The sequence below is a fragment of the Marinifilum sp. genome (genome assembly GCF_965230805.1).
Classification (GTDB): Bacteria; Bacteroidota; Bacteroidia; order Bacteroidales; family Marinifilaceae; genus Marinifilum.
On sequence record NZ_OZ246019.1, the window covers coordinates 312,476 to 327,455 of the forward strand.

General features: G+C 36.8%; 14 protein-coding genes. 9 read left to right on the forward strand and 5 right to left on the reverse strand.

Annotated elements, in window-relative coordinates:
- Positions 1–61: 61 nt before the first annotated feature.
- Genes ACO05S_RS01270 through ACO05S_RS01280 form a run of 3 tightly spaced genes read right to left on the reverse strand, consistent with a single transcriptional unit; the run spans position 62 to position 2,887 of the window.
- A complete protein-coding gene (locus ACO05S_RS01270; protein ID WP_421919734.1) occupies positions 62–520 on the reverse strand; it encodes a ferritin-like domain-containing protein in 459 nt (152 codons plus the stop codon).
- A 12-nt stretch (positions 521–532) separates the two neighbouring features.
- Positions 533–2,035: an NADPH-dependent glutamate synthase gene (gene gltA, locus ACO05S_RS01275; RefSeq protein WP_421919735.1), complete on the reverse strand. Its 1,503-nt coding sequence runs from the start codon at positions 2,033–2,035 to the stop codon at positions 533–535.
- Positions 2,036–2,068: 33 nt separating this feature from the next.
- Positions 2,069–2,887: a sulfide/dihydroorotate dehydrogenase-like FAD/NAD-binding protein gene (locus tag ACO05S_RS01280; RefSeq protein WP_421919736.1), complete on the reverse strand. Its 819-nt coding sequence runs from the start codon at positions 2,885–2,887 to the stop codon at positions 2,069–2,071.
- Positions 2,888–3,301: 414 nt separating this feature from the next.
- On the opposite strand from ACO05S_RS01280, the gene ACO05S_RS01285 reads away from it, so the two are divergent.
- Both ACO05S_RS01285 and ACO05S_RS01290 read left to right on the forward strand, forming a co-directional pair.
- On the forward strand, positions 3,302–3,505 hold the full coding sequence (locus ACO05S_RS01285) for a PLDc N-terminal domain-containing protein (protein ID WP_421919737.1): 204 nt from the start codon (positions 3,302–3,304) through the stop codon (positions 3,503–3,505).
- Positions 3,506–3,584: 79 nt separating this feature from the next.
- Complete coding sequence (locus ACO05S_RS01290) at positions 3,585–3,920, forward strand: translation initiation factor (RefSeq protein WP_421919738.1); 336 nt, start codon at positions 3,585–3,587, stop codon at positions 3,918–3,920.
- A gap of 112 nt (positions 3,921–4,032) precedes the next feature.
- Here ACO05S_RS01290 and ACO05S_RS01295 read toward each other — a convergent pair whose 3' ends face one another.
- Positions 4,033–4,980: a phosphoribosylaminoimidazolesuccinocarboxamide synthase gene (locus ACO05S_RS01295; RefSeq protein ID WP_421919739.1), complete on the reverse strand. Its 948-nt coding sequence runs from the start codon at positions 4,978–4,980 to the stop codon at positions 4,033–4,035.
- 571 nt (positions 4,981–5,551) lie between these two features.
- The gene (locus ACO05S_RS01300; RefSeq protein ID WP_421919740.1) at positions 5,552–6,538 is read right to left on the reverse strand and encodes a PhoH family protein; all 987 of its coding nucleotides are present in this window, start codon (positions 6,536–6,538) and stop codon (positions 5,552–5,554) included.
- Positions 6,539–6,722: 184 nt separating this feature from the next.
- Between ACO05S_RS01300 and ACO05S_RS01305 the strand changes: the two genes are divergently transcribed.
- The 7 genes from ACO05S_RS01305 to ACO05S_RS01335 all read left to right on the forward strand — a co-directional run bounded on the left by ACO05S_RS01305 (position 6,723) and on the right by ACO05S_RS01335 (position 14,675).
- Positions 6,723–7,037: a putative quinol monooxygenase gene (locus ACO05S_RS01305; RefSeq protein WP_421919741.1), complete on the forward strand. Its 315-nt coding sequence runs from the start codon at positions 6,723–6,725 to the stop codon at positions 7,035–7,037.
- Positions 7,038–7,210: 173 nt separating this feature from the next.
- Positions 7,211–7,933 (forward strand): phosphatase PAP2 family protein, encoded by a 723-nt coding sequence (locus tag ACO05S_RS01310; RefSeq protein WP_421919742.1) that lies wholly within the window; start codon positions 7,211–7,213, stop codon positions 7,931–7,933.
- On the forward strand, positions 7,930–9,531 hold the full coding sequence (locus tag ACO05S_RS01315; RefSeq protein WP_421919743.1) for an ArnT family glycosyltransferase: 1,602 nt from the start codon (positions 7,930–7,932) through the stop codon (positions 9,529–9,531). The genes ACO05S_RS01310 and ACO05S_RS01315 overlap by 4 nt, the downstream gene beginning before the upstream one ends.
- The gene (locus ACO05S_RS01320) at positions 9,528–10,493 is read left to right on the forward strand and encodes a glycosyltransferase family 2 protein (protein WP_421919744.1); all 966 of its coding nucleotides are present in this window, start codon (positions 9,528–9,530) and stop codon (positions 10,491–10,493) included. The genes ACO05S_RS01315 and ACO05S_RS01320 overlap by 4 nt, the downstream gene beginning before the upstream one ends.
- 60 nt (positions 10,494–10,553) lie before the next feature.
- The gene (locus tag ACO05S_RS01325; RefSeq protein WP_421919745.1) at positions 10,554–11,351 is read left to right on the forward strand and encodes a lysylphosphatidylglycerol synthase transmembrane domain-containing protein; all 798 of its coding nucleotides are present in this window, start codon (positions 10,554–10,556) and stop codon (positions 11,349–11,351) included.
- Positions 11,348–13,045 carry an ArnT family glycosyltransferase gene (locus tag ACO05S_RS01330; protein ID WP_421919746.1) on the forward strand — a complete coding sequence of 566 codons (1,698 nt, stop codon included), beginning with the start codon at positions 11,348–11,350 and terminating at the stop codon, positions 13,043–13,045. Before ACO05S_RS01325 ends, ACO05S_RS01330 begins: the two co-directional genes overlap by 4 nt.
- Positions 13,046–13,055: 10 nt before the next feature.
- A complete protein-coding gene (locus ACO05S_RS01335) occupies positions 13,056–14,675 on the forward strand; it encodes an ArnT family glycosyltransferase (RefSeq protein ID WP_421919747.1) in 1,620 nt (539 codons plus the stop codon).
- Positions 14,676–14,980 lie beyond the last annotated feature (305 nt).

Consider the following 14,980-nt stretch of genomic DNA (forward strand, 5'->3'; position numbering starts at 1 on the left):
CAAATCAAGCAAAAAAAAAGCCGTAACATCTGCCACGGCTTTTAAATTTTTTTAACTACTTCTAATTCTCAGTCAGAATGTTATTATCATACTCCACTTCGAAACGAAGCTTGTGTTTCGCTTCTTCCTGAGCCAACATTAAGAACATATTACGTGAGATATCGTCTTTAGCGGCAGCAGCTAAATCGTTGTACAGCTTAAAAGCAGCTTTCTCCTTTTTCATTGCAATTGTTAATGCTTCCTGATAACTAATATTTGTTTTCTCAGTATCCACTTCAATCAGGTAATCTGCAATTTTTAAATCTACAACTTTCTCTTCTGAAACGGCATATTCTTTGCCATTCTTTATAGCCTCCAACTTTGCACGATGCCCAAGCTCTTCCAAGGCATATTGCTCAAAAGTATGTTTCATCTCTTGGTGTTCCATTTTTGCAGCTAAGGCAGTATAAAAATCAGCAGCCATCTGTTCTTCGTTAATGGCAAAATCTAAGATATCGTCCAATGAATTAAATTCTTTCATAATGATATGTTATTATTGTTCCACTTTCTGAGAAATATACTTCTCTTTCAAATAAATATCCATATTGGCGGCAGCTTTACGGCCATCACCCATTGCAAGAATTACAGTAGCACCACCACGAACGATATCGCCACCTGCAAACACTTCCGGGATAGATGATTGCATCTTATCTTTTACCACTTCAATGGTTCCCCATTTCGAAACGTCAAGTCCTTCGACCGAGTTAGGAATTAATGGGTTAGGCGAAACACCAACTGCAACCACTACTACCGTTGCGTCGATATTATATTCCGATCCTTCCATAGGAATCGGTCTTCTGCGTCCCGAAGCATCAGGCTCTCCCAATTCCATTTTCTGAACTTTAACTTGCTTTACACGACCGTTTCCGTCGGCAATGTACTCAATAGGATTTGTTAGGGTCAAGAACTCAACACCTTCTTGTTTGGCATGATGAACCTCTTCAACACGTGCCGGCATTTCTTCTTCGGAACGACGATAAACAATCATGGCTTTTTCAGCTCCCAAACGTTTGGCAGTTCGAACCGAGTCCATGGCAGTATTACCACCACCAACTACTACTACATTTTTACCGCGAAGTACCGGAGTATCGGAGTTTAAATCATCAGCTCCCATTAAGTTAACACGAGTCAAATATTCATTTGATGATAAAATACCATTGGAATTCTCTCCCGGAATATTCATGAATCTTGGTAAACCAGCTCCTGATCCTACATAAAAAGCTTTGTAACCTTCTTCTTTAAGATCTTCTAAACTTGCAGTTTGTCCTACAATATAATTGGTAATAAACTTAACCCCCATTTTGCTAAGGTTGTCGATTTCCACATCAACAACGGCATTTGGCAAACGGAATTCAGGAATACCATACTTTAATACACCACCAATTTCGTGAAGTGCTTCGAATACGGTAACATCATAACCCATTTTTGCCATATCGCCAGCAAAAGACAAACCCGAAGGGCCAGAACCAATAACCGCTACTTTAACCCCATTAGATTCTGCACATTCGGGAACTGCAATTTCGCCCGATTCTCTTTCCCAATCGGCAGCAAAACGTTCCAAATGACCAATAGCTACCGATGGTTGGTTTAGTTTTTCCACATAGAAACACTTCTGTTCACACTGTACTTCCTGTGGACAAACGCGACCACAAACTGCAGGCAATGCACTGGTTTCTTTCAATACAGAAGCAGCTTTTCCAAACTCACCTCTCTCGATATTCTTAATAAACTTAGGAATGTTGATACTTACCGGACATCCCTCCATGCAGGTTGGATTTACACAGTCCATACAACGAGTAGCCTCAAGAACAGCCTGCTCTTTGCTAAGTCCGTTATTTACCTCGATTCTTTGTGATTTAATACGCTCACTAGGGGCTTGTTCCGACATTTCAACCCTTTCAATAGCCATTCTTTCTTTGGCTTTTGTTTTCTTTTGGAGTTCGACTCTCCACTCTTTTTTGCGCTCGTTTTTTATATACTCTTCAGACCTTTCCATTGTCCTGATTTTGTTGTTGTTCTTGTTTGTTGATTATTCCTGAAAGTGATCCATTTTGTCCTGTTCTTCCGATTTGTATCCGCCCAATCTCGACATCATTTCATCAAAGTCGATTTTATGAGCATCGAATTCAGGTCCATCTACGCAAGTAAATTTGGTTTTACCATCAACGGTAACGCGGCATGCGCCACACATTCCTGTACCGTCAACCATAATACTGTTCAAACTTGCCATGGTTGGAATTTCAAACTTCTTGGTCAGCAGAGAACAGAATTTCATCATAATAGCAGGACCAATTGTAATACACTCATCAATTTTCTCACGCTGTATTACTTCTTCCATACCTTCTGTAATCAAACCTTTCTTTCCGTAGGATCCATCATCAGTCATAATGATTACCTCATCGGAATATTTACGCATTTCATCTTCAAGAATTAGAAGATCTTTGTTTCGCGCAGCAAGAACAGTAATTACCTTATTTCCTGCTTTCTTATATCCTTCAACAATTGGTAACAGAGGTGCAACACCTACACCACCACCGCAACAAAGCACCGTACCTACATTATGTATTTCGGTTGGTTTTCCAAGTGGACCAACTAAATCTGTTACGTAATCACCTGCCTCAAGGGCACATAATTTCTGAGAAGAAACCCCCATTTTCTGTACAATCATGGTAATGGTTCCTTGCTTTACATCTGCACCAGCAATGGTCAGAGGAATTCGTTCTCCTTTTTCGCCAACTCTCACAATAACGAAGTTACCTGGTTTGCGTGCTTTTGCAATCAAAGGAGCTTCAACTACAAGTTTTACTACTTTTTCTGAAAAATCTTCTTTTTCAACAATCTTGTTCATTACGCTTTCTAATAAATGAATGAAAAAACTGAATCATTCATGACTGGAACTTGCTAATTCGCAATCGTTTCCATGTCTGAACCTCAGTATTTATTTCTATTCCAAATGTATAAAGAAGTGACATACTGACCTACAGCGGAAAAAGTATTTTTAAACAGTTTTTTAGTTTAGGATTAATCTAAATAGATTCTGATCTGGCAAACTCATCTGTTTATAATTTTTTTCCATTTATAAGTTGTAAGCTGCAAGATCAAAATAATCATGTTCGTTTCATAATTACTTCAATTTCATTGATATGCACACCTAGCATTTTGAACAAACAAATCTGGGTTTTAATCGTTTTACTATTCCCTTTTTTTTGATCCAGTTCTTTATTTTATATTTGAGCTGAAACAAAAGATTAGAAAACAAAACATGATTACTTCGGTACTATTTAATATCTGGCTGCTACTTAAAATAGTTGCCATTCTCATACCAATAATTGCAATAGTAGATATCTTCAAAAGAAAATTATTGGGAATAGATAAATTAATTTGGATACTACTGGTAATCTTTCTTCCAATTATTGGCTCCATTATCTATTTTTACGACCGCATTAAGCATCGAAACGGAAAATAGGCATCTTAGCTGTTACATAGTTCGAAAAATTAACAGCATACAACTGGCTTTTTTTACTTTAAACTTTATCCTTTTTGAAATGGCTAAAAAGAAAAAAAATATCGTGTACTCCACGAATCCGGATTACAATTACGAATACGAAGAAGATTTTATTGAAGAAACACTTCCTCCCAATCAGCAGAATTTAAAAGTGTTGCTTGACAAAAAACAGCGCAAAGGTAAGGTGGTTACATTAATTGAAGGTTTTGTAGGCAGTCCGGATGATTTAAAAGATTTGGAAAAAATGCTTAAGTCGAAATGTGGCGGCGGCGGATCTGCCAAGGATGGGGAAATCCTGATTCAAGGAGATCATCGTGATAAGATTATGGATCTTCTTAAAGCGGAAGGCTATAAAGTTAAAAGAGTTGGCGGTTAATTTTAATATTTACACCGTACAGACTCGCAGCCGTGCGTCTCTGAACCATACAAATACAATAAACCCCGAAATCCGATAGATTCCGGGGTTTCTAGTATCTGGAAATCATATTTTAGATTTCTTGCAAACAAGCTTCGATATTCTTTTCGATTCTTTCCTTAACACTGGTTGCTTCAGCTTTAACGAATTTCTCGCCAATAATTTGCTCGTACAATTCGATATAGCGTTCAGAAATCTGATTAATTCTTGCTTCATCCATTTCAGGAATCTCTTGTCCTTCTTTACCTTGGAAACCATTTTCCATTAACCACTCACGTACAAACTCTTTTGAAAGCTGTTTTTGAGCTTCACCGTTTGCCAGGCGCTCTTGGTAACCTTCAGTGTAGAAATAACGCGACGAATCAGGAGTATGAATCTCGTCAATCAGGTAAATTTTGCCATCTTTCTTACCGAACTCATATTTGGTATCAACCAAAATCAGTCCTTTTTCAGCAGCAATCTCAGTTCCTCTTTGGAATAAAGCCTTTGTATACTCTTCCAACTTTGTATAATCCTCCTCCGAAACCAATCCCTGAGCTAATATTTCTTCTCTTGAGATATCTTCATCGTGACCTTCCAATGCCTTGGTAGTTGGAGTAATAATTGGCTTTTCGAACTTTTGGTTTTCAACCATTCCTTCGGGAAGTGGCACCCCGCACAAAGTTCTTTTTCCAGCCTTGTACTCTCTCCAGGCATGTCCTGTAAGGTATCCGCGAATTACCATTTCAACCATGAAAGGCTCCGCAAGATGACCAACAGTTACCATTGGATCGGGAGTAGCAATCTTCCAATTTGGAACAATATCCGCAGTTGCGTCTAAGAAGCGTGCTGCTATTTGATTCAAAACCTGTCCTTTAAAAGGAATTCCCTTTGGCAATACAACATCAAATGCTGAAATACGATCCGAAACAACCATTGCAAGATATTCGTCTTTGATATTATAAACGTCTCTTACCTTACCTTTGTAAACATTCTTTTGATTCGGAAAATTAAAATCTGTTTTTACAATAGCTTCTTTCATTGCTCCAAAAATTCAATAGTTTATAAAACGGTTTAAAATTATACCAGTATTACCTTAAAACAAGTCTCTTTCTTTTGTCCTTTTTTTTTATTCTTCTTTAAATGATATCGGCCTGGCTACGCTACACCTCTATTTTCAGCTTGAATAATCTCAAAAGAATTTTAACCACCCATTTCATAATAAAACCGGAATTAAGCCAAAAGCCATTAGCTGTTAGCCATTTTCAATTAATTGCGAATATAGATAAAAGTAAAATTGTAGGAAAGAACAAATGTCGAATTTGTTACAGAAAATTCACCTTTGATTTATCCAATAGGGAAAACCCTAGTGTGAAGAGTGTTAATAAAACGAATTAAAGTTTTTGAAAATATTTTTCTTTTTACAAGGCAAGGTTTACAGGCATAGCCGTAGCTACGGCGAAAAAGCTTAACGCAGTAGAAAGGAAAATAGGTCAAAAAATTAGTTCGGGGAATTAGCATTCTTTACACTAATTATTCAAAAAGTCAGTAAATACTTAAAGTATCAAATTACATAAAGCAGCTCATTACTAATCACTGTCACCGTCATTTTTCTATTTCTCTTCCAGCTTTTTTTCTTTGACCTTTTGCTCTGCCCTTTCATCTTCCTTCTCGTAAGCTGCAACAATTTCTTTTACCAATCGGTGACGAATAATATCTGAACTATCGAACTCAACCATAGCTATTCCTTTGATCTTCCTTAGAATCCGAAATGCTTGTATTAAACCGGATTGCTGTTTTCTTGGCAAGTCGATTTGAGTGATATCACCTGTAATCATGAATTTGCCACTGGTTCCCATACGAGTTAGGAACATCTTTAACTGTTTGGTGGTTGTATTTTGTGCCTCATCCAGTATTACAAATGCATCGTTTAAAGTTCTGCCTCGCATGTAAGCCAATGGTGCAATCTGGATTACTTCAGCTTCCAAGTAATCTGCTAATTTTCGTGGAGGAATCATATCCAATAAGGCATCGTAAAGCGGTTGCAAATAAGGATCGATCTTCTCTTTTAGATCACCCGGAAGAAAACCAAGATTCTCTCCCGCTTCTACTGCCGGCCGACTTAAAATGATTCGTTTTACTTCCTGATTTCGCAGCGCTTTAACCGCTAGAGCGATGGCTGTGTAAGTTTTTCCTGAACCGGCTGGCCCCACCGCAAACACCATATCGTTTTTAGCAGATCTTTCTACCAGCTTGTGCTGATTCGTTGTTTTTGCACGAATAATCTTTCCATTATTCCCAAAAATGATTACACTTTCCGGATCATCGGGATCTTGAATACCTGGTGTATTTTCCAGAATAATTCGCTTGATGTTGGAAAGAGTAATAACATTGTATTGATTGTAGTGTTGAATTATCAGATTTATTTTATCCTCGAATATCTCAAGTGTTTTTTTCTCTCCGCTGGCAATGATTTCATTTCCTCGGCCAACAATTTTAAGTTTCGGAAAGAATTCCTTGATAAGGTCAAATTTTGAATTGTTAATCCCATAAAATTCAAGTGGATCAATTACTCCTAAAGATATACTCTTTTCTATCATATAATTCTATCAGTATTCATTACATTTGAGCTCACAAATTAGTTATTAATTCTGATTTGTGAACTTGTAGTTTGCAAGAAACTGTTAAAAATTTTTTACTTCAGCTTTTCATACACAAAAAAACAGGCATGATTATTATGATCTTGCAATTTCCATCTGACAAATGACAAAAAATTATAACCAGATGAAATATTCAAATAAAAATCCAATGATTACACGCTTTGTAAAACTTGAAATTCTATCGGAACATATTGAAGATTTCAAAATCCTGACAAGCAATGAAAAAGCAAACATCTTAGCTTTCGAAGGTTGTTCTCATTTAAAGGTTTTACAGGATCAAAACCATCCAAATATCTTCTTTACCGTAAGTCATTGGGAATCGGTAATGGCTTTGAATAAATACCGAGAATCAGCTTTTTTTCGTAACAATTGGGAACAAGTAAAGAAATGGTTCTTAAACAAACCTGAGGCTTGGAGTCTTTCAGAATCAATTCGCTGACACACAAGTGAAATATATATGTTTTAAATAAATAATAGAAAAAAAACACAGGATTAACAATGGTCACAATCTTAATATTTTTGCCAAAATAAATCAATTATTTCTTAAATCTAAGTTGATCCTAAAGATGAATTGAAACTTCATATTTGTGTCGAACCACATATCGCACAATTATGAAATTACGACATTCAAATCCACACATACAATACGCAATTCAATTATTTGCGGGGTTTTTAGTTGTTGGTGCCATTCTATTGGCTTTATACAGCAAGACAGAATTTTCTATTCTTGTAAATCAGTATTCAAGTTCATTCACCGATCCAATTTTTAATGGAATCACTCAGCTAGGACTTGGAGGCTTGTTGGCTGTATTAGCAGTTGTATTGTTATTTATAAGATACTATTACGCCATATTGTGTACAGGTATTTTAGCTGTATCCGGAATTGTAACATTTATATTTAAAAGGGTATTATTTTCTGATGCCATGCGACCTTTATATTACTTGGGCGATTTACAATTGCGTTTTCCCGCAGGAATGGAAGAACACTTTAAGCGTTCATTCCCTAGCGGTCACACAATGACCATTTTTGCTGCTGCTTTTATCCTATTTTGGGTATATCGCAATTCTCGCGTAGCAACAATCAACTTTACTATTGCTGTTTTAGTTGGTTTTTCAAGAATATATTTATTCCAACATTTCCTTGTTGATGTTTATGTGGGAGCCATTTTAGGAGTTGCCGAATCTGTTTTGGTTGTATTAATATTTGAAAAAGTATTCAAGCTACATAAAGTCCCAGCTCTTAGCGGATCGCTGCTTTCCAAGAAAAGAATTCCACAATTGGCATTCAAGAAAAACCGATTGGCCAATAAGAATCAATCTCCACAAAGCGCATGATTCGAGGATTATCAAATCGGTCAATACAAATTTGGATACCCGTTGCCATAAGTGTTCTTGCATTGCTTTCTCTTTCGAGAGGAATTACAGGTGAAATATTTATTGTAGATGAAGCAAGAAATGCAGAATGTGCAAGAGAAATGCTTGAAAGCGATAATTACATTGTGCCGACTTATAATTATGAATTAAGGACCGACAAGCCTCCTTTACATTATTATTTCATGATGTTGTCCTATTCCATTTTTGGAGTGTCGGAATGGGCGGCTCGTTTCTTTTCAGTGATTTTTGGTTGTCTTACCATATTAATCAGTTATTTCTTTACGAAAAGATGGATTGGATTAAAAGCTGCTATATGGACTAGTATTGTATTGCTCGCCTCTGTTCATTTTAGCATACAATTCCACATGTCGGTACCCGACCCTTACCTGATTTTCTTTTTTACGTCCAGTATCTTTTTATTCTTCGATGCTGTAAAATCCAAACGCCATGTATCAGCTTATTTAATGTATGTATGCATGGGTTTAGGTGCATTAACCAAAGGGCCTGTTGCTATTGCTCTGCCGGGGTTAATCATGCTACTGTTTCTGATTTTCACAAAACAATTATCCCTAAAAACCATATGGCAATTGCGACCTATCGAAGGAATATTCATTGTTCTTCTCGTTGCCCTGCCTTGGTATTGGGCTGTACATGAACAAACCAATGGAGCATGGACTCAAGGTTTCTTTTTCGAGCACAATATCGAACGTTTTTCTTCGACAAAAGAGGGACATGGCGGAACATTTCTGGCAGCTCCACTATTTGTATTGGTGGGAATGCTACCCTTCTCTGCATTCTTTATTAGAGCCATAAAAAAAGCCATAAAAAACAAAGAAAACCATGCATTATTCATAGCCTTAATTGCATTCTTAAGCATAGTTGGATTCTTCATGACATCCTCAACTCGATTGCCTAATTATACGGCTCCATCCTATCCGTTTTTCGCTATCGTTCTGGCTAGTTATCTATCTAAAGTAAAGAAAAGCAAATTTAAACCTGAGATCATATCCATTCTGGTTTTTGCCATTTTATTGATACCAGGTGCTTACTTTGGTTTTCAGGCAGAATCGGCATTAAAACCGCTAAGTTTATTGGCATTCCTAATTATTCCGGCAGCTATTGGAAGCTTTATAGCTTACTCTTTTTACCGAAAGCATAAAGCTCAATTTGCTTTGCAGTCTATTGCCATAGGATTTATTGTAACCTCAATGGTTTTATCGCAGCTAATGTATTCAAATGTGGCAGCTCAAAATCCTGTTGACAAGACCATCGCGCTAACCGGGCATAACACTCCATTGGCTTATTACAAAAAGTTTAATCAGTCTTTCCCGTTCTATCTGCGCAAGAGGGTTTCCCATTTAAAAACGCCAGATGAATTAAAAGATTTTCTGAGCAAGAATACAAATGCTATTGTAATCACACAACGAAAACGACTAAGAGATATTGAATACAGTACTTACGCAAAAAAAATATTTGAACAAAAAGACCTTTTCGAAGGACGCACAACAGTGGTTTTACAATCGCTGATAAAAACAGAAAAACAAACAAGTAAATTATGAAAAAATTAAGTCTCGTTATTTGCGTTTACAACGAGGAAGAGAACATTATTCCTTTAAGCGAACAAATCGTAGATAGTTTAAACGATTACGATTTTGAAGCCATATTCGTAGATGACGGCTCAACCGACCAAACACGTAAAAGAATTTTATCAATTCCTGATGATAGATTTATCATGGTTCAGTTGAGGAAAAATTACGGACAAAGCTCTGCTTTAGCCGCTGGTATTGCACAAGCTGAAGGTGAATATGTAGTAACCTTGGATGGAGATCTTCAAAACGATCCATCCGACATTCCCGCAATGTTAAAGCTTGCTGAAGATGAAGATTGGGATTTGGTTGCCGGTATTCGTGCCAAAAGGCAAGATGGGATGTTTCTGCGATTGATCCCAAGTAAAATCGCTAACTTTTTTATTAGAAAGTACACAGGCGTTAAAATGAAAGACTATGGATGTACTTTAAAAGTTTACAAACAAGAAATTGCGAAAGATTTAGGTCTTTATGGTGAGCTACACCGCTTTATTCCTGTATTGGCAAGTCTTGAAGGAGCTACCATTACTCAAATGCCCGTAAAACACCATGCACGTCAATTTGGTAAATCCAAATACAACTTAAATCGTACCTTTAAGGTGGTAAGCGATTTAATGCTTATGGTTTTCATGAAAAAATACATGCAAAAGCCAATGCATATTTTCGGTGGTTATGGTATTGCCATGATGATTATTGGTGGTTTAATTAATGTATACCTGTTGGTTTTAAAGCTAATGGGACAGGATATCTGGGGAAAACCACTTTTGATTTTGGGTTTGCTATTAATGGTAGCCGGTATTCAAATCATCACCATAGGTATTGTATCGGAAATACAAGTAAGAACCTATTTCGAATCGCAAAACAAAACACCATTTAAAGTTAGAAGAGTTGTTAAAACAAGTGATAAATACGAATTTTCTAAAGGCGCTTGTTAAGATTATAATATCTGCACTAGCCCTTTATTTTGTTTTTACCAAAATACCTTTTGCCGAGGTATGGAACAAATCAAAGACGTTAACCTTGCCATAATTCTTGCAGCTGCTGTATTGTTTATTCTTTCGAAAACAGTAGCTGCATATCGTCTGTTAATCTATTTCAGATCAATAGACGTGAAGTTGGATCATATCTCAAACCTAAAATTGTACCTACTGGGGATGTTTTACAATTTATTTCTTCCCGGAGGTATTGGTGGCGACGGTTACAAAATATACTTGCTTAAAAAACAAGGGTTCAATAATGTGAAAAGATTAATCGGTTCATCATTGGTGGATCGCTTAAGTGGATTGCATGCCTTGTTTTGCTTACTGGTAATCATTTTTGTACTATGTCCGTTTCAAATCGACTACAAGTATGCAGTTTTACTTTTAATTCCTGTTTCTTATGCAGTTTATTACCTGTTCGTTGCTAAGCTTTTTCCATACTTAAAAGGAACTACAAAGAAAACTTTTCTATACTCTTTGATCGTTCAAAGCTTGCAGTTGATTACGGCCTTTCTGCTACTTACGGCTTTAGGGCAAAGCTCAAATCTACCCGGATACTTGTTCTTATTTTTAAGCTCTTCGGTAGTAGCAGCTCTTCCTTTAACCATTGGCGGAATAGGAGGTAGAGAATTTACCGCCTATATTGGTGCCGATTTGTTGCACTTAAATGTAGACATTGCCATTGCTGTAAGCTTGTATTTTTACATCATTACAGCCATTGTATCCTTTGCGGGGATTTATTACATGATTAGTCCTTTTGAGAAACAATTCCACTCCAAAGAACTATCCATTGAACAAACTACAAACTCATGACTCAAAATAAATACATATACTACACCCTTTATGCACTAATTGGTCTAACTTACTTTTTTGGATTATTTGTGCATCAAACTGCCGATGCGGGTAAATACGCAGCCATTAGCCGCACACTATTGGAAAGCGGAGATTGGATTAACCTAAAATCTCATGGAATGCCATACGACCAAAAACCACCGCTTTTGTTTTGGTTGGGAGCCATTTCCTTTAAACTGTTTGGTTACTACAACTGGGCTTTTAAACTACCCACTTTATTATTCTCGGCGCTAGGTATTTATTCCATTTTTCGTTTAGGTAAACTACTGTACAACGAAGCAACTGGAAAGTTAGCTGCTTTGGTTTTTGTAACAACCGAAATGTGCTTTCTCTATAATATGGATATCCATACTGATGCACTACTAACCGCCAATGTAATTTTTGGGATATGGCAAGTAATGGAATATTTAAAAAATAAAAAATGGCATCATTTTGTTCTTGGATTTGTGGGTATTGGTCTAGCTATGATGTCGAAAGGACCAATTGGCTTGGCCGTACCTGTTTTTGCCATAGGAACACACCTCCTACTACATCGCGATTTCAAAAACATATTCAACTGGCGTTGGATATTGGCAGCCTTTATACTCTTACTGGTAATATCTCCTGCTTTGGCTGGATTATATGGTCAGCTAGGTATTGAAGGAGTTAAGTTTTATTTCTGGACAAATATGGCAGGCCGTATTGATGGTTCTTATGCAGGTGGAAATACCGATTATTTCTTCTACATACACACCATGGCCTACATCCTTCTGCCTTGGTCGATTTTTGCATTGATTGCATTGTTTATGGAGTTTAGAGAGCATTCGTTAAAAAAATGGAAAGCTTTACCAAACGATGAATTTGTAACTTTAGGAGGTAGTGTTTTATTTTTAATTGTACTATCAATGGCCAAAGGGAAAGCACCTCATTACATGATGATTGTTACCCCCTTAATATCCATCTACACTGCTAAATGGATACTTAAAATTCAGGAATCCGATAATTATCCAAGACTAAAGAAAATTCTTAATCCGATTCATTTTGGATCATTGCTAATTCTTTGGGCAATTGCCTTTTTTATTCCCACTTACATTTGGCCAACTACTACATGGTATGTATGGCTTCCGGTAGCTCTGGCATTCGTAATGTTTTGCTATTATTTCTTTAGGAAAAAGAATTTTCATCATCTAAAAGTTACCACCATTCTATCGGTAACTGCTTTAAACATTGTACTGTTCACGGTAATGCTACCATCCATGTTCGATTATATGGCATCGGTTCAGATGTGCAAAACCTACAATGCCGAGGCTAAGGATTCGGATATCTTATACAGCTATAAATGTGAGCACGATGAAGTTTACTTTTATGCCAAAAGCGAAAGTCATTACGTGCACAACAGCAATCAGTTGAATGCTATTCTTAATCAAAACACCTCTTGGGTTTATACCAATAAGGAAGGCTTAGAAGAGATTCAAAGCAGCAATGTAAAGCTTGAAAAACTATATACGTACGATCATAAAAAAGTATCGAAACCAAAATTTAAATTTATTTGGCCTGCTACTCGTCAAGCATCTTTACAACAAAGATATTTGGTGAAAGTTGGTAATGCATCAACGGCACAAACCATTAAAAGGCATTATAGTCGAGGAAATCGAGATCTAAAAAACATTCAGTAAATAGAGTTCTATGTCTACTTTCTTTATACGCAAGCTTATTGCTTCAAAAAACGGATCTGCATTAAGCATTTCCGTTTTATTTTTTGTTCTTATTGCGCCATTCGCTTTAAGCTACCTGTTTCATCATCCCGATGAAAAGCATTACACCAATGCAGTAATTGCAATGTTGGGGAACGGAGATTACCTCACTCCTACCTATCCCGATGGAAGCCTTCGGTTTCTAAAACCGATTTTTACATATTGGACTTTATTGGCTGGCTATTTCACTTTTGGAGTATCCGAATTTAGTTCTCGTATACCTTCTTTGCTGGGCGCTTCTGTATTTTTATTTTTCTTTTTTAAGCAGTTAAAATTGATATTCAACAGCGAACGAACAGCCATCTTGTCAACATTGATATTGGCTTCCAATCCCTTGTATATCATGTGTTCCTCACGAAATATCCCTGATATTTGGCTTTGCATTTTTCTATCGCTGATGGGAATAGCATCCATCCGATTATTAAAAGGCAAAGGAAAAACATCCCATTCCATTGCCTTATTTTATTTGGGTGCATCTTTGGCAACTGCAACAAAAGGGCTACCCGCATTAGCCTACTCATCAGTAAGTTTAGCATTCCTACTTTTCAATCCATGGAACAGAATTGCAATCAAACACTTTATATCGCCTTACTGGATCCCCATAGCGGCATTCATTGCGAGCTTTTGGTATGTGGCTATGTATCTTCAGCACGGGCAATTGGCAGTAGATGCGTTCCTTAACGACCAGGTAAACGAACGTGTTGGCAGTAGCTCATTATCTTACCTTAAAGGCTTTGGTTTAAGCATCGTTTTTCTTCTGGCATATCCATTGGCGTGGCTATTTCAGACCAATGACTTATTTACAATTAAAATAAGGCAGAAGGCAAAAAGCGAAGAGCTATTTATACTATTATGGATTTCGCTTACCATTCTGTTTTGCACTGCTGTATCGCCAATGTACGACAGGTACATTTTACCTGTAGTTCCATTGCTTTCGGTACTAATTGCATTAAAAATTAATCCTGAAAAAGTAAGAGCACTTACAATTGGCACGCTCGTATTTCGCATACTATTCATCATAGCTGCAATTGCTGCACTTTTCTCGATTTGGCTATTTCAGGCCGAATATTATATCATATTGATTTTGGCAGTTATCCTTTTTATTAATGTTTATACTTACATCTATCAATCAAAAGAGTTTCAAATATTTGTTCAAACAAGCAGCTTGTTTGGTTTGATGTTTGTAATGCTCTCTCCCTATATTTTCCCTCATCAGGCCAATCAAATTATCAGCTATTTTGAAAAGAAAGGCCAACACAACCTTTCCATTTACGATAACAAAAAAGTAGCAGCCAAACTAAGGGTAAATGGCAATTCACACTTCCATGTCAACGAACTGTTCTCCGATAATACAACTGAAAGCTACATTATTAAGGACAAGGATTATTTTATGCAATCCGTACAAGGCCATATAACTGATACAATATCCTACAACTGGAGAGGATTTCCCATCGAAAAAATGATTGAATACCGATTAAATGGCAAGCTTAAAGACCTAAAGAAAGAATCATCTGAGAAATACTTCTTGATACAAAATAGCATTAAGAAATAGTTCAATCCTTATGATGATCCTAACCGGGGAGGAACAAAGTGAAGTTTTGCTTAGTTTAATGGCAGAACTCTTCCCTTTTAGGAGATATTGCGACAGCCAAAGGGATACTTTTATTCCGATTTGTTACGAAAAAGAAGGCGACTTATTTCATGCTAGTAGTATAAAAATGGTGTTCAAATCTTTTTTACCTTTTCAGCCTTTTGCCTGTTGGCAGTATCCCTTACAAGAAAATCGCATTTAATAAACACGATGGCAAATCGCTGTAAAAGCCAAAAAAAGGGCCTCGCCCACGCAAGCCCCTTATT

Bases quoted from the DNA above. Each gene is read 5' to 3' on its own strand.
- ACO05S_RS01280 (WP_421919736.1), bottom strand. From the start codon at position 2,887: ATGAACAAGATTGTTGAAAAAGAAGATTTTTCAGAAAAAGTAGTAAAA.
- ACO05S_RS01335 (WP_421919747.1), top strand. From the start codon at position 13,056: ATGTCTACTTTCTTTATACGCAAGCTTATTGCTTCAAAAAACGGATCT.
- ACO05S_RS01325 (WP_421919745.1), top strand. From the start codon at position 10,554: ATGGAACAAATCAAAGACGTTAACCTTGCCATAATTCTTGCAGCTGCT.
- ACO05S_RS01290 (WP_421919738.1), top strand. From the start codon at position 3,585: ATGGCTAAAAAGAAAAAAAATATCGTGTACTCCACGAATCCGGATTAC.
- ACO05S_RS01300 (WP_421919740.1), bottom strand. From the start codon at position 6,538: ATGATAGAAAAGAGTATATCTTTAGGAGTAATTGATCCACTTGAATTT.
- gltA (WP_421919735.1), bottom strand. From the start codon at position 2,035: ATGGAAAGGTCTGAAGAGTATATAAAAAACGAGCGCAAAAAAGAGTGG.
- ACO05S_RS01295 (WP_421919739.1), bottom strand. From the start codon at position 4,980: ATGAAAGAAGCTATTGTAAAAACAGATTTTAATTTTCCGAATCAAAAG.
- ACO05S_RS01305 (WP_421919741.1), top strand. From the start codon at position 6,723: ATGAAATATTCAAATAAAAATCCAATGATTACACGCTTTGTAAAACTT.
- ACO05S_RS01285 (WP_421919737.1), top strand. From the start codon at position 3,302: ATGATTACTTCGGTACTATTTAATATCTGGCTGCTACTTAAAATAGTT.
- ACO05S_RS01315 (WP_421919743.1), top strand. From the start codon at position 7,930: ATGATTCGAGGATTATCAAATCGGTCAATACAAATTTGGATACCCGTT.
- ACO05S_RS01270 (WP_421919734.1), bottom strand. From the start codon at position 520: ATGAAAGAATTTAATTCATTGGACGATATCTTAGATTTTGCCATTAAC.
- ACO05S_RS01330 (WP_421919746.1), top strand. From the start codon at position 11,348: ATGACTCAAAATAAATACATATACTACACCCTTTATGCACTAATTGGT.
- ACO05S_RS01310 (WP_421919742.1), top strand. From the start codon at position 7,211: ATGAAATTACGACATTCAAATCCACACATACAATACGCAATTCAATTA.
- ACO05S_RS01320 (WP_421919744.1), top strand. From the start codon at position 9,528: ATGAAAAAATTAAGTCTCGTTATTTGCGTTTACAACGAGGAAGAGAAC.